The sequence below is a fragment of the Centipeda periodontii DSM 2778 genome, assembly GCF_000213975.1.
GTDB classification, from domain to species: domain Bacteria; phylum Bacillota; class Negativicutes; order Selenomonadales; family Selenomonadaceae; genus Centipeda; species Centipeda periodontii.
In genome coordinates this window covers 1,002,555-1,027,181 of record NZ_GL892076.1, presented here as the reverse complement: position 1 = coordinate 1,027,181, position 24,627 = coordinate 1,002,555, and the positions used below count along the sequence as shown (strand labels likewise).

Sequence of the window (24,627 nt, the reverse complement as noted above, 5' to 3'; positions counted from 1 at the left end):
TGCTCTCCAAAATTCAGGTTTTACACGCCTGCTACACTTTCAATCCAGCGGTCGAACGCCGCCATCCCCGCCGCATCACGTTTGAACACCCCTGCATGGGTGAGCACCTGCAGGAACACCGCGCCGATCGCATCGCGCAGGATCCCGTCCACATGCTCCTCCGTCACGGCGGGATGTGCCGCGCGCAGGGTGCGGTACCAGTCCGCATGCTTCTCAAGCATCGCGACGCCTGAGATATCCTCCGTTCCCTTCAGCAGCTCCGCACGCACCTGTGCCATCTCATCCTTGAGGCGCGCGGGCAGGATTGCCAGCCCCAGCACCTCGATCAGGCCGATGTTCTCCTTCTTGATGTGGTGCACCTCCGCGTGCGGATGGAACAGTCCGAGCGGATGCTCTGCCGTCGTTCGGTTGTTGCGAAACACGAGATCGAACTCAAAGTCCGTGCCACGCCGCCGCGCGATCGGCGTGATCGTATTGTGCGGCGCGTCCGTCTCTGCAAGGATCTCTACGGAGGCATCGCTGTACGTGCGCCATGCCGCGAGAATCTTCGCCGCGAGGTCGATGAGCGCCCCCTTGTCCGAGGACGTGAGGCGCAGCGTCGACATCGGCCATTTCACACGCCCTGCACGCACATTCGGATAGTTCGCAAAGCGATATTCCTGCTCCACCGCCGCGCGCTCCATCGCGAAGGTATAACGCCCGCCCTGATAGTGATCGTGCGAGAGGATTGACCCGCCGACAATCGGCAGATCGGCATTCGACCCCGCGAAGTAATGCGGGAAAATCTCAAGGAATGCCGCCAGATTCTCGAATGTCTCACGCGAAATCACCATCGGCACATGCGCACTGTTCAGCACAATGCAGTGCTCGTTGTAGTAGGTATAGGGCGAGTATTGCAGGAACCATTCATGCCCGCCGAAATCCAACGGAATCAGACGGTGCGTCTCACGTGCGGGGTGGTTCACGCGCCCCGCATAGCCCTCGTTCTCGCGGCAGAGCAGACATTTCGGATAGGAGGAGGACTTTGCGAGCTTCGCCTTGGCGATGTCGCGCGGATCCTTCTCCGGCTTCGATAGGTTGATCGTCACATCGAGATCACCGTACTCCGTTGCCGCCTTCCACGCGATATTCTTGTCGATGCGCGTCTTGCGGATGTAGTTTGAGGCGATGCTCAGACGATAGTACCAGTCCGTTGCCTCCTGCGGCGAACGCTCATAGCGATCCTTAAAGTTCTGCACAACCTCGGACGGACGCGGCATCACGCAGTCCATGATGCGCGTATCGAAGAGATCGCGCTCATCCGTCGTGCCCTCGATCAGCCCATGATCTGCCGCATAGTCAAGCATATTCTCCAAAATCGGCGTTGCCGTTTCAAGCGTTTCATCCACCTCTTCGGGCACATATTCCTCAACGTGCAGCACATCAAGGAGGCGGTTCGCCGCATAGACCTCGTCCTCCGGCGCAATCAACCCTTTCTGACGAGCAAAGTGCAGGAGACGGCTGATTTCATGCTGAATGTCACACATGATGCATCCTCCCGTCCTAGTCCTCATACCCGTGCGGATGGCTCTCGTGCCATTTCCACGCCGTCCCGATGACCTGCTCCACATCCGTGAACTGCGGCTTCCATCCAAGCACGGAGCGTGCCTTCTCGCTCGATGCAATGAGCTGTGCAGGATCACCCGCACGGCGTGCGCCAATCTCCACCTTGATGGAGCGTCCCGTCGCCTTTTCCGCCGCCGCAATCATCTCCTTGACCGAGAATCCCTGACCGTTGCCGAGGTTGAAGATGTCGCTCGCACCGCCCTTTCTGAGGTACTCAAGCGCAAGTACATGGGCATCCGCAAGATCGACCACATGGATGTAGTCGCGCAGACACGTCCCATCCGGCGTCGGATAATCGTCACCGAACACCGTGATATGGTCGCGCCTCCCCGTCGGTACTTGCAGGATAAGCGGGATCAGATGCGTCTCCGTCTTGTGATCCTCGCCGATCGAGCCATCGGGCAATGCCCCCGCCGCGTTGAAATAGCGCAGGGAGACATAGCGCACGCCGTTCGCGCGACTCACCCACTTCATCATCTTCTCCATCGTGAGCTTCGTCTCGCCGTAGGTATTCGTCGGGCACGTCTCGTCGTCCTCATGAATCGGCACGCGCTTTGGCTCGCCGTAGGTCGCCGCCGTCGAGGAGAAGACAATCTTGTCCACGCCGTGCCGCACCATCCCTTCAAGGAGCACCTGCATCCCGTAGACATTGTTGTTGAAGTAGAGCAGCGGCTTTTCCATGCTCTCGCCGACAAGCGAATTTGCCGCGAAGTGGATGACCGCCTCGATCTTATTCTCCGTAAAAATCCTGTCGAGCACGGAGGCATCGCGAATATCGCCCTCGTAAAATTTCGCCGCAGGGTTCAGCGCGCCGCGATGCCCCGTCTGCAGGTTGTCGACAATGACGACCTCTTCGCCCTTTTCGACGAGCGCATGCACGGCATGAGAGCCGATGTAGCCCGCACCGCCGCAAACCAAGATAGCCATGAGTATGCTCCTTTCACCTTACAGGCGGCGTGCGCCGTCCGCAATATTCGCCACGTAGAAGCTCGGTGCATAGCCGATCTTCGCCGTATACGCCTCCGCCACATTCTTCTCGAATGCGGGGATTGCCTCGTCGCGCACAATGCTGACCGTGCAGCCCGCAAAACCGCCGCCCGTCATGCGCGAGCCGAGCACGCCCTCCTGCTGCCACGCAAGTTCCGCGAGCGTGTCCAGCTCCGGTCCTGTCACCTCGTAGTCGTCGCGCAGGGAGACGTGGGAATCGTTCATCAGTGCGCCGAAGCGCTTCACATCGTTCTTTTCCAGTGCCTCGACCGCCTCGAGTGTGCGGCGGTTCTCATAGACCGCATGGCGTGCGCGTCTGCGCTCGACCTCATCCTCGATTACGGCGGCGTTCTCATCAAACTCCGCGTTTGTCAGTTCGCCGAGGGACTTGATCGCCTTGACCTTTTGCAGAGCCTTGAGTGCCGCCTCGCTCTGCATCCGACGCTCGTTATACGCGGACGTGACGAGGCTGTGCGCCTTGTTCGTGTTCGTGATGACGATACTGCACCCCTTGAGGTCAAGCTTGCTGTAGCGGTACTCAAGTGTATTACAGTCGAGCAGGATTGCACAGTCCTTCTTCCCCATCCCGACCGCGAACTGATCCATGATGCCGCAGTTCATTCCGACGAACTGATTCTCCGCCTTCTGAGCGAGCTTCACGAGCTCCACGCGGTCGATGCCCAGCCCAAGCTCATCGTTTAGAATGACGCCCATCAGGACCTCGATGGAGGCAGAGGAAGACAGCCCCGCACCGTTCGGCAGATTGCCGTAGAAAAGGATGTCAAAGCCGTGTGCCGCCGCGTGTCCCGCATCCTCCATCATGCGCACGACGCCGATCGGATAGTTCGCCCAACCGTAAGCCTCGCTCTTGACCGCGCCGTGCATCGGGAACTCCACCACGCCCTGTTCCGGCAGATTCATCGAGTAGAGGCGCGATACATTGTCCGTGCGCGGCGCGACGAGCGCATACGTCCCGAGCGAAATCGCGCACGGAAAAACGTGTCCGCCGTTGTAGTCCGTGTGTTCGCCGATGAGATTCACGCGCCCCGGCGAAAAATATGCGTGCGTCTCGGCGGCGCCGAACTTCTCCCGAAACACCTCGTTCATCTCGTCCAAAATTGCCATCGTCTGCATCCTCCGTTCATCTTTGGGTAAGTATCAAAATTGTAATTAAGCGAAAGTAAACGTTTTCTTTTCCGTTTTTCATTCTATCTCTTTTTGCCAAAAAACGCAAGAGCTTTTTGAAAACTCCTGCGTTTTTTGTTTTTCCTCAAATCCCCTTCATCGTAAACGCCAGATGCCGCGTTTCGTTTTTCTGCACATACTCTACAAGCACGGGGGCGCCCCAGCTGTCGTCGCCGCCCACGCCGCACATCCCCGCCGATGCACGCAGATACGTGTGCTGTGGGCACGGCAGATCGTACGCATGGCGCGCATTCTCAAGCTCATGCGCGCTGTACGGAAGCGCCGACGCCTCGAACGGCACATCACTCGCAAGGCGAATCCCGTGTCCGCTGCGGTCTTTGACCTCGATCCAACGCACACCGCGATGATTGCCCGTCTCCTGCGGACGCAGATACGGCTCAACCTCGTCTGCCGTCGTACTCTCATAGATACCGAGCCGCGCACCCTCGCAGCGGTCGATGTAGTTCTCCTTTGGCCCGTACCCGTAGAAGCGAATGCGGTCATAGTCCGCAGAGAGCGTAAAGAGCATCGCAAAGTCCGGCATCTCGGGCAGTCCCTCTGCCGCCTCATAGTCGAGTGCAACGCGGAGCGCCCCCGTCGCATCCACCGTATAGGTGACGGTGCAGGTTGCTGCGGGCAACAATGTGAGCGCATAGGTAAAGCGTACCGTAACGCTCTGTGCGCGGCGTTCCTCCTGTCTGCCGAAGAATCCGTCCACCACCGTAAATGCAGCATCATCCACGCTGTACTCGATGCGCGTACAGCGGCGATAGAGGCTCGCAATCTTCCACTGCGCACAATCCGCCATGCGTCCGCTGCCGTAGTCGTTGTCAACAGGCGCACGCCAGAACGACGGCTGTGGCAATTCCTCGATCAGCTCCCGCCCGCCATAGCGATAGGAAACGAGATTGCCCTGCGCACTCGAGAACATAAGGGAGAAGCCCGCCCCCTGCACACCGAGATTGATGTCCCCCTGCACCACGCGCAGACTGCCCGCTGCTTCAAGCGGTGCATAAACGGGTGCAGAAGAGCACTCCACAACGACATCGCGGATCTGCAGTGCGTCACCCGTCCATGCCGGCAGAATCGTCTGACCGAATGCGACCTCATGCCCCACGCTTGCCCAACGCTCCTCCCGTGCAAGCACGAGAGACGCCGTGAGGACGTGTTCTCCGCTGCCGAATGCGGGTACGGCGCAGGGCACACAGCGCGTTTCTCCCGGCGATACAAAGGGCGCCGGCATACGCCGCTGCCAGACCTCACACCCATCCACAGCGAGAGCAAGGCGCATCTCGTAGCGATCCGCATTCGTGAACAGGCTTTTATTCACAATCTCCACACCGTTCCACGCGGGGCGCAGGGTAAAATTCTGATAGTTGAACTTCACATCCTGCAGCTTTGCCGTTCCTCGTCGGTCGGCAAAGAAAATGCCGTTGCCACTGAAGTTGTAATCCGATGGGCGGTCGCCAAAGTCGCCGCCGTAGAGAAACACGTCCTCCCCATAGCGCCCGTGCCGACGGATTGCCTGATCGCCGAAATCCCAGATAAAGCCGCCTTGATAGAGCGGTTCGCGCTCCGTCAGCTCCGTGTACTTGTGCATGCCGCCGCAGCTGTTCCCCATCGCGTGCGTATACTCGCAGCAGATAAAGGGCTTGTCCCTGTGCTCCTTGAGGAACGCCTCGATGTCCGCCGCCTTCGTATACATCTGGCTCTCCATATCGCTCGTCGCGGGATAGCTGCGATCCCAGAAAATCCCCTCGTAGTGGACGAGACGCGTAGGGTCGACGCGGCGGAAGTATTCGCTCATCTCGTAGATGTCGCGCCCGCCGCAGGACTCGTTGCCGCACGACCAGATGAGGATGCTCGGATGATTCTTGTCGCGCTCGTACATCGACTGCGCACGGTCGAGCACGGCGGGCAGCCACATCTCGTGATCCCCGGGCACGGTATCCGCGTCCTTTACACACGCGCCGTTCTTCATCCACGAGCCGTGCGTCTCAAGATTTGTCTCGTCGATGACATAGAACCCGTAAATATCGCACAGCTCGTAGAGACGGCTGCTGTTCGGATAGTGCGATGTACGGATCGCATTGATGTTCACACGCTTCAAGGCAATGAGATCCTGCGCAAAAAGCGCGGGATCCATTGTCCGCCCGTGATCGCAATCAAACTCGTGACGGTTGACCCCCTTGAACACAATGCGCTTGCCATTGATCTGCATCAGACCGTCCCTCATGCAGAACTCACGGAAGCCGACGCGTACGCGCACAACCTCCTGTAGGAGACCGTCCGCATCATAGACGCAGAGAACGGCATGGTAGAGGTACGGCTCCTCCGCACTCCACAGGTGAATCCCCGCGATGTCCGCCGAAAACTCGTACGCCTCCCCCTCGATATGCTCATTGACTTGCAGCACCTCGGCGCCGTCCGCATCATAGAGATCGAGCATAACGCCCTTGTCCCCCGCATCACCGAACGAGAGACGAATGGAGAGATGACCGTCCGCATAGTTATGAACAGGGATTGCACGGACTTCGATGTCCTCGATGTGCACAGCGGGCTTCGTATAGAGAAGTACATCCCGATAGATCCCCGAGAATCGCCAGAAATCCTGATCCTCAAGCCAGCTTGCACTCGCATAGCGGAACACCATCGCCGCCAGCTTATTCTCGCCCGTCACAAGATACGGCGTCAGATCGAAGTCCGCAGGCGTGCAGCTATCCTCACTGTAGCCGACAAAATGTCCATTGAGGAAGAGCGCGAGTGCCGCATCCACGCCGCCAAAGGAAATGAACACATTTTCCCAGTCCTCGGGCACGTTGAAATACTTCACATAGCAGCCGACGGGATTGCTGCGCGTTGGAATCTCACCCGGCGCGATACTCTCGTGCCCATCCCATGGATATGTCGTATTTGTGTAGTGCGGTACGCCGTGCCCCTCCATCTGGATGTGTGCGGGCACATGAATTGTTTCCCAGTCATGACAGTCGTAGTTCGCCGCCTCAAATCCCTGCGGGATGAGTGCCGTATTCCGCGCATAGGCAAAGTGCCATATCCCGCCGAGTGTGCGGTAGAACGAGGACACGCCGCGTGCCAGTTCCGCCTCATCGCGGTAGAAGATATGGTCGCTGTGCGCGGGCAGGCGGTTCTCCGCAAAATACTGCGGGTCTTTCAGTTTCCCAAAATCGAAGCCGCTCATATCAAGACCTCCATTTCTGCAAAGAAAGCGGTCGCTAGCGACCGCTTCCACAAATGTTACCACAGGATTACTTATTCATTTCATCCCATTTCTCCTCGAGTTCCTCCACAATGCGTGCATGCTCCGCCTCCGTAAGCGTCACCTTCGCACGATAGAGAATCGTCCCAAGCAGGATGAACACAAACGGCAGTGCAAACATGACGAGCTTGAAGTTGAAGAGGTTCTCCGGCGTGATCGTCGCCGCCGTCGCGCCGCTCGTCATGCCGACCCAGATCGCAGTCAGACCGATCAGCCCGCTTGTAATCGCACCCGCGAGCTTGTCCACCAGAGGACGCACGCAGAGGACAAGAGCCTCATCACGATGCCCGAGCTTCAGCTGCCCGTACTCGACCGTATCCGTGATCGTCATGAGCACAACGAGAAAGATCAGCGGCTGCGGCAGAGCAAAGAGACCTGCGGCAAAGAGGGTCATAAGGACGCTCGTGCCCGCCATCGCGTAGAGCACGATGCCAACGAGCATCACGGCAACCGAGCCGAAGAAGAGCCTCCGACGGCTGAACTTCTCCGTCAGCGTCGGGAAGAGAGCCACGGCGAGCAAGCCGATGATAACGTTGATGACACCGAGGAAGGAGAATTGCTTCGCGTCGCCGAGCACATAGATAAAGTAATAGAGGTTGAAATTATTGATGACATTCTGCCCAAGAACAAAAACAAGATACGCAATCGCCACCCAGAGCAGCTGATCATTCTTGATGAGGATCGAGAACACGTCCTTGAACGAGGTCTCCGTCTTGTTCTCGCGCAGCGCGGAATCCTCCTCCTTTGTCCCAAGGCCGAGGATAATCGCGCCGAGGGTTGCGATGCCGCCGCCGATGACCGCAAACGCAAACCAGCCCGCAGAGTCACCCGCACCGCCGTTCTCGTTCAGCGAGAAGTAAAGCACGACGGGCATGACGATCGCCGTGACCAGCTGACCGCCGAACACCGAACCAATACGTGCATAGGTCGCCGTCACCTCACGCTCGCGCGAGTCGAACGAGAGCGCAGGGATCATCGACCAGATGGCAACGTCCTTTGCCGAGTAGAACACATCCATGATGAGGTAGAGGACTGCAAAGAGGACGAGGTAGAGCATCGGATTCGACACCGTCAGCCCGCCCATATCCGTAAATAGGATCGCCAGCGTGATCGCCGCAACGAACGCGCCCACAATGACCCACGGCTTGAACTTGCCCCAGCGTGTCTTGGTCTTGTCGATCGTATTGCCGATGAACGGGTCGAGGAACAGCTCGCCCACGCGCAGGACAAGGATGATCGTCGTCACAATGCCGATCATATAGGCATCGTGCTCGTGGTTGTCGGAGTGGAACAGATTGCTCGTGACAAAGATCATAAAGTACGTACCGAGCATAGCATAGAACACATCATGTCCGAAGGTGCCGCAGGAATAAGCGATGCGCGGCCAGAACTTGCTCTTTTTGTCCGACATGGGAAGCCCTCCTCAGCCTTTGACCGTGCGGATGTAGGCAATGATGCCATCCGCAATCTGCGCGAGCGGCGCACGTCCCGCATTCACAACGAGGTCATAGTGTGCGCCGTCGCCCCACTTGCGCCCCGTATAGTAGTCATAGTAGCGCGCGCGTTTCTCATCCTCGCGATCCATCTCCTTGAGCGTCTTGCCCTCGTAGACCGTACGTCCGCGCTCCTCACGGTAGTCGTCGTCCGCACAGACGAAGATGGAAAACACATCGTCGCGCTTCCGGAGCGCATAGTCCGCGCAGCGCCCGAGGAAGATGCACGGACCGTCATCGGCAAGTTTGCGGATGACATTCGACTCCGCCATGAACATCCCCTGGCTGGACTCCCCCATCGCCATACCGAACGAGTGGAACGGAATGAAGCGCGATGCAAGCGGCTTCACCGTGTTCTCAAGTTCGAGCAGTTCCTTCTCATGCAGATCGTTGATGCCGAGCTTTGCCGCAGCGAGATGGACAATCTGACGGTCATAGAGATGAACCCCCAGCTTCTCAGCGAGAATGTTCGCGAGTTCCCGTCCGCCGCAGCCGTAGCGGCGGCTGATGGTGAGGATAAACTTCTTCTCCTCCATGTGACTCCCTCCTTCAAGAGCCGGAAGCAAGTACCGCTTCCTTTGTGAACAGTTTTCATTTGGATGGAAAAGGAAAAGTAAACGTTTTCTTTCTTACGGTCTTTATTATACGACTTTGTTTTCAAAAAAGCAAACGTTTTCTTTCTAAAATTTACGAATAAATACATGGGAATTGCATTAAGTGAAACCTCTTTCACTTAATGCAACAGAGAATATATTTGAACAACACGTATACACGTGTTATAATCATTTCACGAAAGGGGTGCATCATGAGAGATAAAGCTGCTCCTCCAAAATGGATGGCAAGTCGTCAATATCAATGGCAGTCATCATAAGCTGAGAAAAGGAAATGCGACAGAGATCATCCCTATCCCTATCCACAGGAAAGATGTCCCTTCAGGACTTCTCAATGCGATATTGAAGAGAACAGGATTAAAATGATCGGAGGCTTCCATGCAATACATATATCCCGCCATTATTCACGAAGATCCCGACGGACTCTGGGCGGAGTTTCCGGACCTCCCTAGCTGTCAGACCTTCGCTGACACGATGGATGAACTGCTCACAAATGCGTCAGAGGCACTTGCCTGCGAGCTGGTAGAATCACTCTCGCACAGAGACAAGCTCCCTGCAGCACGCCCCATGCAATCCATTCCAAGAGAAGAAACCTCCTATCCCACACTCATTCGCGCAAATATCAACCTTGCAAAGTCAAGTCGCTCGGTGAAAAAGACACTGACCATCCCCGCATGGCTGAACGACCGCGCCCGCGCACAGGGAATCAACTTCTCCAAAACACTGCACGATGCACTGCTCGAAAAAATTGGATAGCTCCATAGAAAAAGCTGCCATAAAGAGACAAATCCTTTATGGCAGTTTTTAAGTTCTCTCGTTTCGCTTACTTCAGTGCATACCCGTTGTTATACATCTTATCCTGCTCTTTGCGCACCTGATAGAGCTGGGTGGAGGTGTCGAGGTCGACCATGTCGAGTGTGAGGAGTGTCCCCTTCTTGACATCGCACTTCATGCGCGTGTTCTTGTTGACGAGGGCGTAGACGACGTAGCCCTTCTCATAGGTCTCCTGCGCCGTTGCAATCGATCCGTAGGTGGTGTAGCCGCCGATGCCATCGATGGTCTCGCCCGCCTTCAGATCGCGCTTGGCGACGGTGATGCATTCGCTGACGGGACCGCCCAAGGGGATGATGGTCGGCTCATGGTCGATGACGATCTTGGCGACGGTGAGCGGCGTCTCAAGGTTGCAGAGGTGGTACGGACGATAAAGCGTCCAGAGGGGACCGGGTCCCATGCTGTGATAGCCCATCTGATAGGCGATCTCTTCGTTCTCCGTGGTGACGGTGACGAAGACACCGGGCGCAATGCCGTTGACGTACTCGACGACATGGTGTTTGTCGAGGATGCCTCCGTCCTTCTTGAGCCTAAAGATCTGATTGAGGTCGGCGCAACGATCCTTCGGCGAGGCGGCAGGACCGTGTCCGCCGATGACATCGGGAACAAATCCGGTCGCGTTCGACATCGCGGTCATCTCGACCATGGTCTTCGTACCGTCCTTGAACGAGGTGAGCATACGCGGGCTCATCTTGCGGCGCGTCGCCTCCTCGAGCACGGTGTCGGGGTTGCAGTCATAGTCAAGCTTGTTGTTCTTGCCCTTGCCCATGACGACAACTTCCATGCCCATCGCACGTGCGAAAGAGAAGAGCTCCATAACGGCGCCCGGCTCATCGCCCGCCGAGCCCGTGTAGATGACGCCGTTCTTGTCGCCGAGTTTCTTGAGGTAGCTGCCGATGACGACGTCCGTTTCCACGTCCATCATGACAACGTGCTTCTTGTTGTTCATCGCATCGATCGCGATCTTGACGCCGACCTCGGGCACGCCCGTCACATCGATCGCAACTTCGACGAGGTTCGCCTGCGAGATGAGATCTGAGTTCTCCGTCGCAACGTATTTGCCCTGCTCCATATAGCGGTTCGCTTCCTCGAGCGTCTTTGCGACAGCGATGTCCTCGTCGCTGATGCCTGCATAGTGGAAGGCGTTGATGACGTTTTCAAATTTGATGTCCGAGACGATCGCGGGCATGATGCCCTTCATAAGCGCCATCTGCGTGACCATGCCGCGTCCCATCTGACCCGCACCGACGATGCCCGCGCGGATGATTTTACCCTCTTCCTCGCGCTTGGCGAGTTTCTTGTCCATATTCAGCATTGCGAAACTCCTTTCGCCCACCCATCGGTGGAGCTATTAATGATTGATCTGTGCCTAGTATAGCACTATATTTCCATTTTTACAATATCGTATCGGTTGAATTTGTGTAAACATCAGAACAAAAAAGAGGTACGTTTCCATCTGTAAAGAAACATACCTCAGCATATTTATTTCTGCATGCCGTCGTTCTGTGCGATCACATCGAGGAAGATAAGCGGCTCATCCTTCTCGTTCCGGAGTGCGTGGGACTGTCCGGCGCGCGCGATGGTGATATCGCCCGCGTGCACAACCGTTTCATTGCCGTCACCATCCGTGAAGATTCCCTCGCCCGAGATGATGATGTACGCATCCTCGTTGACACCGTGCTTGTGCAGACCAATGGACGCCCCCTTATCGAGGCGCATCCAGCCGATCTCCTTGATGGCCTGCTCCGGCTTTGCCATGTCGCGCGTAAAGGAGAAGAGCCCATGGAGCGTACCCTTGCCTCCGGCAACATCCTGCTTGTCGAGAACGATGAGTTCGTCCTTCTGGAAGCACTGCTGTACGGTGCGATCCTGCGCTTCCTCTGCAAAAGCCGTTGCGCTGAGCATCAGACAGCCAAGTGCCATTGCCGCTGCGATTTTTTTCATCTTCATCACAATCCCACTCCTAAACATAAAAGAAATCTATGGCTTCCAAAAATATAAACTCCCTCATGAGGGTTCACAAGGGAGTTCACTTTTTATTGGTTCAGTCGGGCAGACGCGTTACATCATGCCGCCCATACCGCCCATGCCCGGCGCACCTGCCGGCATCGGAGCCTCGGGCTCCGGCTTGTCCGTGACAAGCGTCTCGGTGGTGAGCACCATCGCCGCGATCGATGCTGCGTTCTGCAGAGCGGAGCGCGTAACCTTCGCCGGATCAACGATACCCGCGCCGATCATATCGACATAGGTGTTCTCGAGCGCATTGAAGCCGATGCCGTCGCCTGCCTTCTTCACGCTGTCGACGACCACGGAGCCCTCGAGCCCCGCATTCTCCGCGATCTGGCGGACAGGAGCCTCAACCGCACGCTTGACGATCTCGACACCGACCTTCACATCGCCCTCGACACTCAGCTTATCGAGCGCCGGGAGGATGTCGATGAACGTCGTGCCGCCGCCGGCGACGATGCCCTCTTCGACCGCTGCGCGTGTCGCGTTGAGCGCATCCTCGACGCGGTACTTCTTGTCCTTCATCTCGACTTCCGTCGCTGCACCAATCTCAACGACCGCCACACCGCCGGAGAGCTTGGCGAGGCGCTCCTGCAGCTTCTCACGGTCGAAGTCAGACGTAGTGTCTGCAATCTGCTTCTTGATCTGGTCAACGCGTGCCGTGATCTGTGCCTTGTCACCTGCGCCGTCGACAATCGTCGTCTCTTCCTTCGTGGAACGCACCTGACGTGCACGGCCGAGATCCTCGAGCGTCACGCTGTCGAGCTTGCGCCCAATCTCCTCACTGATGACCGTGCCCCCCGTGAGGATTGCAATATCCTCGAGCATTGCCTTGCGGCGGTCGCCGAAGCCCGGTGCCTTTACTGCGAGTGCCTTGAACGTGCCGCGCAGCTTGTTCACAACGATGGTCGCAAGCGCCTCACCGTCGAGATCCTCGGCGATGATGACGATCTGCTTGCCCTGCTTTACAACCTGTTCGAGGACGGGCAGGATGTCCGCAACGGACGAGATCTTGCGGTCCGTGATGAGCACATACGGATCGTCCATAACGGCTTCCATCTTCTCCGTGTCTGTGACCATGTACGGGGAGATGTAGCCGCGGTCGAACTGCATACCCTCGACGACCGAGAGGTTCGTGTCCATGGACTTGGACTCCTCGACCGTGATGACACCGTCCTTGCCGACCTTCTCCATCGCCTCTGCGATGAGGTCGCCGACCTCACTGTCGCCGGAGGAGATTGCTGCAACCTGCGCGATCTTCGCCTTCGTCTCGACCTTCTGTGCCTTGCTCTTGATCTCCTCGACGAGCGTCTTGACTGCCGTCTCGATGCCCTTCTTGACGATCATCGGGTTTGCGCCCGCAACGACGTTGCGCATGCCTTCCTGAATCATCGCCTGTGCGAGCAGTGTCGCCGTCGTCGTGCCGTCGCCCGCGATGTCGTTCGTCTTCGTCGCGACTTCCTTCACGAGCTGTGCGCCCATGTTCTCGAACGGATCCTCAAGCTCGATGTCACGCGCGATCGTCACGCCATCGTTCGTAATCGTCGGCGCGCCGTACTTCTTATCGAGAACGACATTGCGTCCCTTGGGACCGAGCGTAACCTTTACCGCATTTGCCAGTGCATCCACACCGCGACCGAGTGCGCGGCGAGCCTCTTCGTCAAACAGAATCTGCTTTGCCATTTATATTGCCTCCAAATTTATCTATTACAGGATTGCCAGAATATCGCTCTCACGAACGATGAGGTAATCCTTGTCGTCTACCTTGATCTCGGAACCCGAGTACTTCGAGAAGACAACGCCGTCGCCGACCTTGACCTCCATCTCCGCACGCTCGCCGCTCTCGAGCAGCTTGCCTGTGCCAACGGCAACGACCTTGCCCTTTTGCGGCTTTTCCTTTGCCGTGTCGGGGAGCACAATGCCGCTCGCCGTTGTGACATCGCTCTCCGCGACTTCAATGACAACACGTTCGCCCAGTGGCTTAATCATGGTATCTTCCTCCTAGTTTTCATACAAATCTTTTTGATGGTGTTAGCACTCTCATTCGCTGAGTGCTAACTTACGATGTATATACTAATCGTTTTAAGTCAAAAAGTCAATAGGTATTTTGTAAAAAAGTCAAAAAAACAACAAAGAGCATGAAGGCGAAATGCTTCATGCTCCCGTTCAAGGCGCCCCTTTCACCGCTTCGCGGTCCCCCCTTCCCCGCTGCGGCGGGGCAGGCTTGGGATTTGGTTATTCTTTGAACGCCGCGACAAGATTCTTCAGGCGCACCGTCCCTTCCTTAAAGCTCTGGATCTTCGCGAGGATGTTCTCATACTCTGCCGCCATGGAAACGACCTTCTCCGCGATGCGCGTATTGCCCTCTGCGCCCTCATGGGTTGCGTTGCGGATCCCTTCCATCGCTGCATTCATCTCACTGACGGAGTCCAGCAAATGCTGTGACCGCGCCGTTGTCGCGGCAGCGTTTTTGCGGAAGTACTCCGCATCATCCTTGTACTGCACGGCAGTCTTGTCCATCAGATCATAGTCGCTGCGGATATTTTCATCGATAAAGATGAGGAGTTTGTGTGTGCCGTTCGAAAGCGCCTGCACGGAGCCGGTGACCTGTCCCGTGAGACCGCTGATCTTCTCTGCCGTCCCGCGTGACTGCTCGGCGAGTTTCCCGACCTCGCCCGCAACCACGGCGAATCCGCGCCCCGCCTCACCCGCACGCGCTGCCTCGATGCTCGCGTTCAGCGCGAGGAGGTTCGTCTGCTCGGCGATCTCGGAGATCTCGAGTGTGAGCTGCTCGATCTGCGCGACCACCTTCGCGGATTCGATCGCCTCCGCCACCGATGCCTTGGTTCCACCGTAGATCTTCCGCGTGTTCAGGCGCGACTGCTCCATGCGCGTCTGGAGATCGGTAGCACGCTGCGCAACCTCGCGCGTATATTCCTCACTCGCATGCGCTGCGTCTGCCGCGCCCTTGATCCCGTCATTCAGCTCACCGCTGAGATGTTGGACACTCGATGTGGATGCTGCTGTCTCCTCCATGCCTGCGGACATCTCCTCGGTCACGGCAGACATATCCTGCGTATCGTTGTTGAGCCCGTTCAGCATCTGCTCGAGCTCGGCGACCATCGCATCGGTTTGCTCCGCCTCCTCGTGCACCTGCTTCATAAAGCCCTGCATCTTGCCGAGTGCCTTCACCACGGTGCCGATCTCATCCGCGCGTTCAGAAAGCTCTGCCGGAATCGAACGGGAGAGATCGCCTGCAGCGACAGCGCTCAGATGATCGATGGAGGCAGCAAGGGGATCGGAGATGTTGTCGGCAATGCTCCGCGATACGAGCACGCCAAAACCGACAGCGATGAGGATGATGCCGGCAAAGAGCCAGACCGTACAATCATAGCGCGCGTTGTTCGCCTCAAAGACCTGCTTGCCTTGGAATACATTGTCCGGCGTGAGCACTGCCATATTGCTTGAGATGACGGTGAGCGAGGCGAGATTGTCAAAGATGACAACGCGGTCCTCGGGTGCCGTTCCCATATTATTGATCGCGCCGACCTTCTGTTCGGCGACGCTCAAATTCTTTTCAAGCTCCGTGATCGTCGCCTGCGCCCGTTCACTCGTGTCGATCTTCTTGAGTTCCTCCATATCGTGACGGATGGCATCGAGATTGCCCAGCACGTCATCCACAAGGATCTTTCGGTTGTCTGCCGTGAACCCCTCCTGCAGGAGGTATGGGACATTGACACTGATCCTCCTCAGGCGGTTGTTCGCATCGTTCAGATACTGTGTGGACATGAGGTTGTGGTTATACATATCGTCGAGCGACTGCTTTGCCTGATAGTTCGTATAGATGCCGACCGCAGCGACGAGGAGCAGTACCGCGAGAAGGAACAGCGACAGGATAAACACCTTTGTCCGCACAGCATAATCCTTCATCGCCTCTGCCGAGAGGAATGGAATGTTCATCGTGCTCTCCTCCTCACTTCGCCTGTGCGATATTGTCCGCTGTTATGGACGTAAAGGGAATGGCGAGATCATCGGTCGGCGGACTCCCCTTGAGGAATCCCTCCACAAGGGTAAGTGCACCCTCACCCTGCGCCTTGGCATCCTGTTTGATCGTCTGCGCCATCTCGCCCGCTTCGACGGCGGCAAGTCCCGACGGCGTTGCGTCAACCCCGGAGATCAGACACCCCTTGAGGCGGTTCGCTCCCTTGAGCGCAGCAATGGCACCAAGCGCCATCTCATCGTTGCCCGCAACCACGCCGTTGATCTCGGGGAACATATTCATCCAGAGCGTCATCGTCTTGAGCGCCTCTGCCTTGCTCCATCCCGCATCCACGAAGGAGAGCAGCTGAATGTCGGGACGCTTGTCCAGGCACGCCGCCTTAAATCCCTCCCAGCGCCCCACGGCACTGCCCTGCGTTCCATCGCCCTGCAGGTAAACGATCTTTGCATTCGGCGGCAGGTGCGCCGCCATATACTCGCCCTGCATGCGTCCCGCCTCCACATCATCGGAGTATGCACGGAGCACCTTGCCGCCCGCGACGCTGCGATTCACCGTGATGACGGGAATGCCGGCATCATTTGCCTTTTCGATGGTCTTGACAATGCTCGCACCGTCAGCTGCGAGCAGAACGATAGCACCTGCGCCCTTGCCGATCGCCTCATTCAGCTGATCAATCTGCATATTGCCGTCGTTCTTCGCATCAAGGAATTCCACCTGAATGCCGTCCGCCTTTGCCTTCGCGGCAAAGGCATCCTTGATCTGCGTACAGAAACCGTCGCGGTCATCGTAGTTCGCATAGATGACACGATCCGAACTAGCGCCCGTCAGCCCGCAGCCGACAAGCCCCAGACAGGCCGCCGACACGAGCATAAGCCCCCACTTTCTCAGATGCATGGCAAACTCTCCTAATAACGTTTTCACATTTTCTTGACCGGAATTGGCCCGCGCGAGAGCGCAATTGCCCCCGTTCGTGCAATCTCGATGATGCCGTAGTCGGACAGGAGTTCCGAGAGGGCATCGATCTTCTTTGCGTCGCCCGTCAGCTCGATGACGACGTTCTCCACGCCGACATCCACGATGCGCGCGCGGAAGATATTCACAACATCGATGATCTCGGCGCGGTTCTCCTTGGTCGCGTGCACCTTGATAAGGACAAGTTCTCGCGTGATGGACTCAAACTGGGTGAGGTTGACGATCTTCACCACATCGATCAGCTTCGAGAGCTGTGTGACCACCTGACGCAGTTCGTTCTCCGAGGCAACGGAGACGACGATGTTGATGCGCGTGACATCCGGCTCCTCCGTATAGCCGGCGGAGATGCTTTCGATGTTGAAGGCGCGGCGGCTGATAAGCCCCGCGATATGCGTCAGAACGCCGGGCTTGTTGTCAACGAGCACGGCAAGCAAGTATTTGTCCATCTTATCTACCTCCGAGCACCATCTGATCGAGTCTCTTGCCGCCCGGCACCATGGGCACGACATCCGCCTCCTCCGGTACGATTACGTCGATCAGGCGCGCTCCCTTTTCGCGAAGCACGCGCGGCAGAGTTTCCGCAAGTTCCTCACGCGTTTCGATGCGGCACCCGGCGACGCCCATCGCCTCGGCGAGCTTGACGAAATCCGTCTTGCCCTTCAGCTCCGAAGCGGAGTAGTGGTGACTGTAGAAAAGTCGCTGCCATTGCCCGACCATGCCGAGGATGGAGTTGTGCACAATGACGACCTTCACGTCGATATCATTGTCCGCCATCGTCGCAAATTCCTGACAGTTCATCATGATGCTGCCGTCACCCGTAATCAGTACGACTTCCTTCTCGGGACAGGCGAGCTTTGCGCCGATCGCGGCAGGCAGGCCGTACCCCATCGTGCCAAGTCCGCCCGAGGTCAGGAAGTGACGCGGCTCCGAACAGCCGAAGAACTGCGCTGCCCACATCTGGTGCTGCCCCACATCCGTGACACAGATCGCATCTGCGGGCACGAGTTCCCGCACGCAGCTGATGAGTTCCTCGGGGCGAATCTCCTCCGATGGTTTCCATCTGAGCGGGTGGGCACGCTCCATCGAGAGCACTTCGCCCAGCCACGGGCGGAATCTTACCCGCAGATCGTCCTCGATGGCGCGCACAGCATTCACAAATGCGGGGAGCGTCTGTCGGAGATCCCCGATGATGGGGATGTCCGCGCGCACATTCTTGTTCAGTTCGGCGGGGTCGATGTCAAAGTGCACAATCTTCGCCTTGGGTGCAAATGCCGCTGTATTCCCCGTAACACGATCACTGAAGCGCGTGCCGAGTGCAAGCAGGAGGTCGCACTCCTGAATCGCCATGTTCGAGGCGTAGGCGCCGTGCATCCCCGCCATCCCCGTATAGCCCTCGGTATCTGCCGCAACGCCGCCAATCCCCATCAGAGTTGCAACGGCAGGCATGCCCGTGAGACGGAGGATTTCACGTACGTATTCCTCTGTATCCGAAAGCACAACACCGCCGCCGACAAAGAGGAGGGGCTGACGTGCCGCGGCAAGCGCCTCTGCTGCTGCGTGCACAGTCTCCATATCAAATGGGATGTGATCCGTATAGCCGTGCAGCAGTGCTTCTGCGGGGTATTCATATTCGATCGGCGTATCGAATACATCCTTTGCCACATCGATGACGACAACGCCCGGACGCCCCGTCCGCGCGATATAGAACGCCTCCTTCACGATGCGCGGGATGTCATTCACATCCTTCACGAGATAGTTGTGCTTCGTAATCGGCGTCGTAATGCCGACAATGTCCGCCTCCTGAAACGAATCCTTGCCGATATAGGGATTCGCGACCTGTCCCGTGATGCAAACCATCGGCACGGAGTCCATATGTGCCGTCGCGATGCCCGTCACCAGATTCGTCGCACCGGGTCCCGAGGTCGCAAAGGCGACGCCGACCTTGCCGGAAGCTCTGGCGTAGCCGTCTGCCGCATGCGCTGCCCCCTGCTCGTGACGCGTCAGAACGTGCGGAAATTTCATCTTATATACTTCATCGTAGAGCGTGAGGACGGCTCCGCCCGGATAGCCGAACACGACCTCGACGCCCTCCGCTTTCAGGCTCTCCAAGAGTGCCCGTGCACCATTCATCAACAATAGAAACCCTCCTAAAGAATGAAAACACCGACCACGAAGCCCCTACAAGGGGGCTTTATGTACCAGTGCTTTCGATGGAATCCCCCATAATACTCTTCTATTATAGGACTTTCCATGCGTTTTTACAAGCGCATTGCACGTGCGTATCATAAAGACAGGGGCTGTTGTACGAAACTGAAAAACTTCGTACAACGGCCCCATCAATAGAAATCCCTCATCAATCCGTATTGCCGTCCGCCGGACGGCTTTTTTCTTTCAGTTTTTCGCGGATTTCCTTTTCCCGTTCCGCTCTCGCCGTCTCTTTGTCCTTCATGCGCTTTGCGTAGGCGCGTTTGTCGACGGCTTCCAGATACTCGTCCGGAATTCGCTCGATTGCCTTTGGCTCGACAGCGTAAAGCTTCTTGAAAAACTCCTGCGCCTCTGCCGCGTTCTCCATCTCATCATAGAGTTCTGCGGCAATCAGATAGCCGTAAGGATTCTTCGCATCCGTTTCGATCGCCTTCAGCGCATCCGCAAGAGCGCCGTCACGGTCACCGAGCATGCGGCGTACATCCGAACGGTTCAGCCATGTGTAGACATCCTTCGGATCATCCGCAACCCCCTTGTCCGCATCCGCCATTGCCTGCGCAGTGTCACCCTGCACGGCGTACGCACGCGCGCGGATGACATGGCTGAGTGCACGACTGTCATCATGGGGCGAAGAAAAGACGCGCTCCATAAGTGCCAGCGCCCGAACGCTGTCCCCATAGTCGCTGTACGCATCACTGTTCTCACGGATCTTCTTGATTGCCTTCGCATCGGCATTCTCCACCTCGGCAAGCTCTGCCGCGCGTGCGTCTGCGCGCATCTTCTCGGCGGTAAGCAGCTTCTCTCGCGCACCGCTTGCCGCTTCGCCCGCATAGGCGTCACGGACGAGCACGATCAGGCGCTCCCCTGCCCGTTCTTTCGCGAGGAAATATACGAGCAGCTCGTTCACGCGCGGGTCACCACCGAGGGTCGCGCCGCCGTCCCGTGTCAGAACGAGGTGCCAGTCCTCCGCGCGGTCGTAGTCATGAAAGGCACGTGCAAGCGCTCCGGCAACGAGATAGGCATTCTCCTGGCTGTTGTCATAGTCATCATCCGTCCACGTCACCGTGAGGAGCGGGGTTCCGTCAATGCAGACGGTCTTGCGGTCGGTGACGGTCACATGTCCCGCACTGTAGTCCGTCATAAATCCCGCGAGCTTTGCCTCGCGCCGCTCCGTCGCGGGGTGGTCGGAGAAATCGTCCTGCGGCAGGTCCTTCTGCGTCGGATCCTGATACTCCTGCAGATCCTGCGTCACATAGGTCAGATAGTAGCCCATGCGCGCCATTGCCGCCGCTCCACCGCCGGGGTTGAAACCTGCGCTCGTCATAATGCGAAAGCCGCCCTCGTCTGCCTCGTACTCCGTCGGCAGCGTGACATTCTTGGCGACGGAGTAGCCCACGAGTGCGTTGAGCTTGTTCCAGTCCATCAGACCGAAATTCATATTGAGGAAGCTCATGCCGTAGAACTGCGCCGCCGCTTTTGCATAGTTGTGCGCGCTGTGCTGACGGATGCCATGCGTCATCTCATGCCCGAGTACGGCAGCGAGTTCATCGACGTTGCCGTCGAGGCCTCGGATAAGTCCCCGATTGATCGTCACGTAGTCGGTCGGATAGCATGCCGCATTGAAGACAGCGCTGTCCGTGACTGCCCATGTAAAGGGCAGCGAGTTCACGCGGAGCACATAGTCACCGTCCTGCACGAGCCGCTCCATAATTCCGTCCACAAGTTCGATATCACGCGCATTCCGCGCACGCCCGTTTTCCGCAATATCCTGTCGCTCGCTCTGCACTTGAGCGCTGACATCATTGCCGAGCGCAAGCACCGCGCCGAGCGCCGAGTGATACGCACCGAGCACGCCGAGCGCCTGCGCCGCAATGCCCCACGCGTCAATCGCCTCCGCGCGTGCAGGCGGAAAGAGTGTCGCCGCCGCAATCACGAGAACCGAAAGCATTGTTGCCGCTGTTTTCCGCATCCTTCACCTCACATTTCTATTGCGTACGCAGTATAACAGACATTTCCTAAAACAGACTGAAAGGCGCAATACAAAAGGCACGGGCAAACGGCAGACGTGATCCGCCGCATTCGCCCGCGCCAACAGCATGTATGGTGATTACTGACGCTGATATGTCTGGAGAAAGCGCGCACTCTCAAGATCGCCGCGATCCATGCAGTAGTCGACCGCCGTCTTTCCGGACTTGTTCCGAACGTCAGGATCTGCACCCGCATCGAGCAGCATTTTGAGGATGTTCTGACGCTCTCCTGAAGACATATACTTCGCCGCAGCATTGATGAGCGGTGTTGCACCGCCCTCGCTCGTCACATAGTTTACATTGATCCCCTGTGCGATGAGATAGCGCCGAATATTCATATCATCGGATGACGACCCCAGCGTAAAAAGTGCATTGAAAAAACCCGTTCCCCCATCCCACGAAACGCCATTGATGTCCGCGCCCCAGTTGTGCAGATACTGCACGAGTGCAAGATCTCCCTTATCGGCGGCTTCTACCAAATAGGAGTGCGTGTGATTCTCTCCACGATGAAAGACATAGCCCTGCACATCCGCACCGCGCTCCAAGAGGAACTGGATCGTCGTACGGTTGTTGAGCGCCATGGCGCGCCCGAGCGGCGTCGTCCCCCGCCGTGTGTAGTAGGCATTGATGTCAACGCCCTTGTCGAGCATCAGCTGCATCGTATTGTAGTCCGCCTTCTCGATGGCAAGGAAGAACATATTTTCATCCGTTGTAAGGTCGCGATCCACAAACGGTGTGGTAATTTGTCCGGGGATGTAGACCGAGGGACGTGTACCGGGTGCCGCCGTGGGTGCAGGTGCGGTTATCGCCGGCGAAACCACGGGCGCATCCGCAAAGTATACGCCGCCCGCTTCCGCCGTCGGTGCAGACATATTGCTGCCTACGGCAAGAATCGTCGCCATCATCGTCGCGGTCATAAATTTTTTCATCGGAAATTCCCCCTCTGCTGCGAAACACATACATACAAATGTAATAGTTCGCTAAAGCAATAAGATTTCCTTCACAAAGATACTATTGTTCCGAAAAATCCCGCCGATTCTCTCTGTTTTATGCTATACTTTAGGAAGAATCTACACGAGGAGGTAATCATATGGAATTCAATGAACTCATTCAGGATCGGTTCTCCTGCCGCGCCCTGTCGGACAGAGAGATCCCACGCGAGGCGCTTAACCGCATTCTTGAGGCGGCGCGTGTTGCGCCCACGGCGGTCAACAAGCAGCCGTTCAAGATCTGGGCGGTCGAGAGCCCCGAGGCGCGGGCAAAACTCGCGGAGACGACGAACTACACCTTCGGTGCAGGCGTCTTCCTCGTGGTCGGCGGAAAGTACGAAGACGCATGGGTGCGTCAATACGACGGACGCAATTTCGCCGATGTGGATGCCTCCATCGTCGCGACCTACATCATGCTCGCCATTCACAACGAGGGACTGCGCTCGACATGGGTCGGTCACTTTGACGCGCCCAAGATGAAAGAGTTCTTCCCTCAGATGGCAGACTACGATCTCATCGCCATCTTCCCCGTCGGATATGCAACCGAGAAAGGTGTCCCCTCCCCGCGCCATGCCCAACGCAAGAATGTGGCAGAACTTGTGGAGATACTGTAGCTGTCCCTTCCAGTTTCACACAAAAATCCCCCGCCGCAACGGGGGATTTTGTATCTCAAAGGATATTCTTACTTCGTGAAGTTGAACGCGCGCTTGCCAAGATAGACCGCACTCGCGCCGAGCTGCTCCTCGATGCGCAGGAGCTGGTTGTACTTCGCGACACGCTCGGAGCGCGACGGTGCGCCCGTCTTGATCTGCCCGGTGTTGAGCGCAACCGCGAGATCGGCAATTGTCGTATCCTCGGTCTCGCCCGAACGATGGGACGTAACCGCCGTATAGCCTGCCTTGTGTGCCATCTTGATCGCTTCGAGCGTCTCAGAGACGGAGCCGATCTGGTTGAGCTTGATGAGGATGGAGTTGCCCGCGCCGAGGTCAATGCCCTTCTTCAGGCGCTCCGTGTTCGTGACGAAGAGATCGTCACCGACGAGCTGAACCTTGTGTCCGAGGGCCTTCGTCATCGTCTTCCAGCCATCCCAGTCCTCCTCATCGAGACCGTCCTCGATGGAGTAGATCGGATACTTGTCGACGAGCGACTCCCAATGCTTGATGAGGTCATCGGACGTGAACTTCTTGCCGGACTTCGGCTGATGGTAGAAGCCCTTGCCCTTCTCGCGATCCTTCCACTCGGACGACGCCGCATCCATCGCGAGCACGAAGTCCCGACCGGGCTCGTAGCCGGCATTCTTAATCGCCTTGAGGATGTGCTCGATCGTGTCCTCATCGGAGTCGAGGTCAGGCGCAAAGCCGCCCTCATCGCCGACCGCCGTCGTCTTGCCTTCCTTCTTGAGGAGCGCCTGAAGGGCATGGAACACCTCGGTCGACCAGCGCAGTGCCTCGCGGAACGTCGGAGCGCCGGCAGGCATAATCATGAATTCCTGCGTGTCCACGGAGTTCGTCGCGTGCGCACCGCCGTTGAGGATGTTCATCATCGGAACGGGCAGGACGTTCGCCTGCAGTCCGCCGAAGAAGCGATAGAGCGGAATATCCTCGGACTTTGCCGCCGCATCCGATGCCGCGATCGAAACCGCCAGAATCGCATTTGCGCCGAGCTTGGACTTATCCTTCGTGCCGTCCGCGTCGAACATCGCCTGATCGACCGCATAGATGTCGCTCGCCTCAATGCCGACAAGTGCGGATGCAATCGTCGTGTTCACATTCTCGACGGCCTTGGAAACCCCCTTGCCGCCGAACTTCGACTTATCGCCGTCACGCAGCTCAAGTGCCTCAAACTCACCCGTCGACGCACCCGAGGGAGCCGCGCCGCGACCGATCGTGCCATCCTCGAGAACGACCTCCGCCTCAACCGTCGGATTGCCGCGCGAGTCGATGATCTCACGACCGATGACCTGAGCAATTCTTAAGTAATCACGCATGAATATTCCTCCTCTTCACCAAACAAAGGGAGCATCCCCCTCCGAATACGCGAATCAATCCAGCGTATTCTCCTTCTCAATATTATACGTTTTTTCACAGGAAAAAGCAATGCAAGGAACTGCACGCAAGTTGAATTATCCATTTCTTTTCTAAGATTTTTTCAGAGTAAAGGAAGCACTGATAAATTCAGCACCATCATCTTAGCGCATCTTTTTTGCCCGCTTTTCGCCCTCGATCCTCCACATAGCTTTGGCTATGCGTCCGGTTTGCCTCCTCAATCGGACGAAAAAATCTACGCCAATCTGACGGACTTCATTTTATCAGCGATTCCTAAAATACATCCCTGATACGATCCCAAATTTATCAATGAATTTTATTCTTAATACATCTTTTTTTGTATTGTGTGACTTGGGTTACAAAATTTTCAAAAAAAATATGCTACAATACAAA

Annotated in this window: 20 protein-coding genes; 3 read left to right on the top strand and 17 right to left on the bottom strand. The window is 57.1% G+C overall.

The genetic code is table 11. The features are described 5' to 3' along the window. Positions 1 to 20: 20 nt before the first annotated feature. The 6 genes from galT to HMPREF9081_RS04495 all read right to left on the bottom strand — a co-directional run bounded on the left by galT (position 21) and on the right by HMPREF9081_RS04495 (position 9,083). On the bottom strand, positions 21 to 1,526 hold the full coding sequence (gene galT, locus HMPREF9081_RS04520) for a UDP-glucose--hexose-1-phosphate uridylyltransferase (protein WP_040394517.1): 1,506 nt from the start codon (positions 1,524 to 1,526) through the stop codon (positions 21 to 23). 16 nt (positions 1,527 to 1,542) lie between these two features. Beyond that, positions 1,543 to 2,532, bottom strand: coding sequence for a UDP-glucose 4-epimerase GalE (galE, locus tag HMPREF9081_RS04515; protein WP_006305830.1), 990 nt, complete (start codon positions 2,530 to 2,532; stop codon positions 1,543 to 1,545). 18 nt (positions 2,533 to 2,550) lie between these two features. Beyond that, positions 2,551 to 3,717, bottom strand: a complete 1,167-nt coding sequence (locus tag HMPREF9081_RS04510; protein WP_040394514.1) for a galactokinase — start codon at positions 3,715 to 3,717, stop codon at positions 2,551 to 2,553. Positions 3,718 to 3,862: 145 nt separating this feature from the next. After that, positions 3,863 to 6,976 (bottom strand): beta-galactosidase, LacZ type, encoded by a 3,114-nt coding sequence (gene lacZ / locus HMPREF9081_RS04505; protein WP_006305826.1) that lies wholly within the window; start codon positions 6,974 to 6,976, stop codon positions 3,863 to 3,865. A gap of 67 nt (positions 6,977 to 7,043) precedes the next feature. Continuing rightward, positions 7,044 to 8,465 carry a glycoside-pentoside-hexuronide (GPH):cation symporter gene (locus HMPREF9081_RS04500; protein ID WP_006305824.1) on the bottom strand — a complete coding sequence of 474 codons (1,422 nt, stop codon included), beginning with the start codon at positions 8,463 to 8,465 and terminating at the stop codon, positions 7,044 to 7,046. A 12-nt stretch (positions 8,466 to 8,477) separates the two neighbouring features. Further along, positions 8,478 to 9,083 (bottom strand): cytidylate kinase-like family protein, encoded by a 606-nt coding sequence (locus HMPREF9081_RS04495; protein WP_006305822.1) that lies wholly within the window; start codon positions 9,081 to 9,083, stop codon positions 8,478 to 8,480. A 276-nt stretch (positions 9,084 to 9,359) separates the two neighbouring features. Between HMPREF9081_RS04495 and HMPREF9081_RS14425 the strand changes: the two genes are divergently transcribed. After that, on the top strand, positions 9,360 to 9,524 hold the full coding sequence (locus tag HMPREF9081_RS14425) for a type II toxin-antitoxin system HicA family toxin (RefSeq protein ID WP_071778219.1): 165 nt from the start codon (positions 9,360 to 9,362) through the stop codon (positions 9,522 to 9,524). 12 nt (positions 9,525 to 9,536) lie between these two features. Then, the gene (locus HMPREF9081_RS04490) at positions 9,537 to 9,914 is read left to right on the top strand and encodes a type II toxin-antitoxin system HicB family antitoxin (RefSeq protein WP_006305821.1); all 378 of its coding nucleotides are present in this window, start codon (positions 9,537 to 9,539) and stop codon (positions 9,912 to 9,914) included. A gap of 67 nt (positions 9,915 to 9,981) precedes the next feature. Here the strand turns inward: HMPREF9081_RS04490 and HMPREF9081_RS04485 are convergent, their stop codons facing one another. The 10 genes from HMPREF9081_RS04485 to HMPREF9081_RS04440 form a co-directional block, all read right to left on the bottom strand. Then, a complete protein-coding gene (locus HMPREF9081_RS04485; RefSeq protein ID WP_006305820.1) occupies positions 9,982 to 11,304 on the bottom strand; it encodes an NAD(P)H-dependent oxidoreductase in 1,323 nt (440 codons plus the stop codon). A gap of 167 nt (positions 11,305 to 11,471) precedes the next feature. After that, positions 11,472 to 11,939, bottom strand: coding sequence for a cupin domain-containing protein (locus HMPREF9081_RS04480; protein WP_218916821.1), 468 nt, complete (start codon positions 11,937 to 11,939; stop codon positions 11,472 to 11,474). A 111-nt stretch (positions 11,940 to 12,050) separates the two neighbouring features. Beyond that, positions 12,051 to 13,679 carry a chaperonin GroEL gene (groL, locus tag HMPREF9081_RS04475; RefSeq protein WP_006305818.1) on the bottom strand — a complete coding sequence of 543 codons (1,629 nt, stop codon included), beginning with the start codon at positions 13,677 to 13,679 and terminating at the stop codon, positions 12,051 to 12,053. A gap of 24 nt (positions 13,680 to 13,703) precedes the next feature. Beyond that, positions 13,704 to 13,985, bottom strand: coding sequence for a co-chaperone GroES (groES, locus tag HMPREF9081_RS04470; RefSeq protein ID WP_006305817.1), 282 nt, complete (start codon positions 13,983 to 13,985; stop codon positions 13,704 to 13,706). Between the two features lie 246 nt (positions 13,986 to 14,231). Further along, positions 14,232 to 15,956, bottom strand: a complete 1,725-nt coding sequence (locus tag HMPREF9081_RS04465; protein WP_006305816.1) for a methyl-accepting chemotaxis protein — start codon at positions 15,954 to 15,956, stop codon at positions 14,232 to 14,234. A 13-nt stretch (positions 15,957 to 15,969) separates the two neighbouring features. Further along, a complete protein-coding gene (locus tag HMPREF9081_RS04460; RefSeq protein ID WP_040394509.1) occupies positions 15,970 to 16,890 on the bottom strand; it encodes a sugar ABC transporter substrate-binding protein in 921 nt (306 codons plus the stop codon). Positions 16,891 to 16,913: 23 nt separating this feature from the next. Beyond that, positions 16,914 to 17,414 carry an acetolactate synthase small subunit gene (gene ilvN / locus HMPREF9081_RS04455; RefSeq protein WP_006305814.1) on the bottom strand — a complete coding sequence of 167 codons (501 nt, stop codon included), beginning with the start codon at positions 17,412 to 17,414 and terminating at the stop codon, positions 16,914 to 16,916. Position 17,415: 1 nt separating this feature from the next. Next, entirely contained in the window at positions 17,416 to 19,098 is a 1,683-nt protein-coding gene (gene ilvB / locus HMPREF9081_RS04450; protein WP_040395477.1) for a biosynthetic-type acetolactate synthase large subunit, read from the bottom strand. Positions 19,099 to 19,321: 223 nt separating this feature from the next. Next, the gene (locus HMPREF9081_RS04445) at positions 19,322 to 21,142 is read right to left on the bottom strand and encodes a M48 family metalloprotease (RefSeq protein WP_006305812.1); all 1,821 of its coding nucleotides are present in this window, start codon (positions 21,140 to 21,142) and stop codon (positions 19,322 to 19,324) included. A gap of 138 nt (positions 21,143 to 21,280) precedes the next feature. Beyond that, complete coding sequence (locus HMPREF9081_RS04440; protein WP_040394507.1) at positions 21,281 to 22,129, bottom strand: ankyrin repeat domain-containing protein; 849 nt, start codon at positions 22,127 to 22,129, stop codon at positions 21,281 to 21,283. A gap of 161 nt (positions 22,130 to 22,290) precedes the next feature. On the opposite strand from HMPREF9081_RS04440, the gene HMPREF9081_RS04435 reads away from it, so the two are divergent. Next, positions 22,291 to 22,803, top strand: a complete 513-nt coding sequence (locus tag HMPREF9081_RS04435) for a nitroreductase family protein (RefSeq protein WP_006305810.1) — start codon at positions 22,291 to 22,293, stop codon at positions 22,801 to 22,803. 68 nt (positions 22,804 to 22,871) lie between these two features. Here HMPREF9081_RS04435 and eno read toward each other — a convergent pair whose 3' ends face one another. Then, complete coding sequence (gene eno / locus HMPREF9081_RS04430; protein ID WP_006305809.1) at positions 22,872 to 24,176, bottom strand: phosphopyruvate hydratase; 1,305 nt, start codon at positions 24,174 to 24,176, stop codon at positions 22,872 to 22,874. Positions 24,177 to 24,627: the final 451 nt, after the last annotated feature.

What these genes read in the sequence shown, in the direction of transcription:
- galT (WP_040394517.1), bottom strand. Translation starts at nt 1,526, where the DNA reads ATGTGTGACATTCAGCATGAAATCAGCCGTCTCCTGCACTTTGCTCGT.
- galE (WP_006305830.1), bottom strand. Translation starts at nt 2,532, where the DNA reads ATGGCTATCTTGGTTTGCGGCGGTGCGGGCTACATCGGCTCTCATGCC.
- HMPREF9081_RS04510 (WP_040394514.1), bottom strand. Translation starts at nt 3,717, where the DNA reads ATGGCAATTTTGGACGAGATGAACGAGGTGTTTCGGGAGAAGTTCGGC.
- lacZ (WP_006305826.1), bottom strand. Translation starts at nt 6,976, where the DNA reads ATGAGCGGCTTCGATTTTGGGAAACTGAAAGACCCGCAGTATTTTGCG.
- HMPREF9081_RS04500 (WP_006305824.1), bottom strand. Translation starts at nt 8,465, where the DNA reads ATGTCGGACAAAAAGAGCAAGTTCTGGCCGCGCATCGCTTATTCCTGC.
- HMPREF9081_RS04495 (WP_006305822.1), bottom strand. Translation starts at nt 9,083, where the DNA reads ATGGAGGAGAAGAAGTTTATCCTCACCATCAGCCGCCGCTACGGCTGC.
- HMPREF9081_RS04490 (WP_006305821.1), top strand. Translation starts at nt 9,537, where the DNA reads ATGCAATACATATATCCCGCCATTATTCACGAAGATCCCGACGGACTC.
- HMPREF9081_RS04485 (WP_006305820.1), bottom strand. Translation starts at nt 11,304, where the DNA reads ATGCTGAATATGGACAAGAAACTCGCCAAGCGCGAGGAAGAGGGTAAA.
- HMPREF9081_RS04480 (WP_218916821.1), bottom strand. Translation starts at nt 11,939, where the DNA reads ATGAAGATGAAAAAAATCGCAGCGGCAATGGCACTTGGCTGTCTGATG.
- groL (WP_006305818.1), bottom strand. Translation starts at nt 13,679, where the DNA reads ATGGCAAAGCAGATTCTGTTTGACGAAGAGGCTCGCCGCGCACTCGGT.
- groES (WP_006305817.1), bottom strand. Translation starts at nt 13,985, where the DNA reads ATGATTAAGCCACTGGGCGAACGTGTTGTCATTGAAGTCGCGGAGAGC.
- HMPREF9081_RS04465 (WP_006305816.1), bottom strand. Translation starts at nt 15,956, where the DNA reads ATGAACATTCCATTCCTCTCGGCAGAGGCGATGAAGGATTATGCTGTG.
- HMPREF9081_RS04460 (WP_040394509.1), bottom strand. Translation starts at nt 16,890, where the DNA reads ATGCATCTGAGAAAGTGGGGGCTTATGCTCGTGTCGGCGGCCTGTCTG.
- ilvN (WP_006305814.1), bottom strand. Translation starts at nt 17,414, where the DNA reads ATGGACAAATACTTGCTTGCCGTGCTCGTTGACAACAAGCCCGGCGTT.
- ilvB (WP_040395477.1), bottom strand. Translation starts at nt 19,098, where the DNA reads ATGAATGGTGCACGGGCACTCTTGGAGAGCCTGAAAGCGGAGGGCGTC.
- HMPREF9081_RS04445 (WP_006305812.1), bottom strand. Translation starts at nt 21,142, where the DNA reads ATGCGGAAAACAGCGGCAACAATGCTTTCGGTTCTCGTGATTGCGGCG.
- HMPREF9081_RS04440 (WP_040394507.1), bottom strand. Translation starts at nt 22,129, where the DNA reads ATGAAAAAATTTATGACCGCGACGATGATGGCGACGATTCTTGCCGTA.
- HMPREF9081_RS04435 (WP_006305810.1), top strand. Translation starts at nt 22,291, where the DNA reads ATGGAATTCAATGAACTCATTCAGGATCGGTTCTCCTGCCGCGCCCTG.
- eno (WP_006305809.1), bottom strand. Translation starts at nt 24,176, where the DNA reads ATGCGTGATTACTTAAGAATTGCTCAGGTCATCGGTCGTGAGATCATC.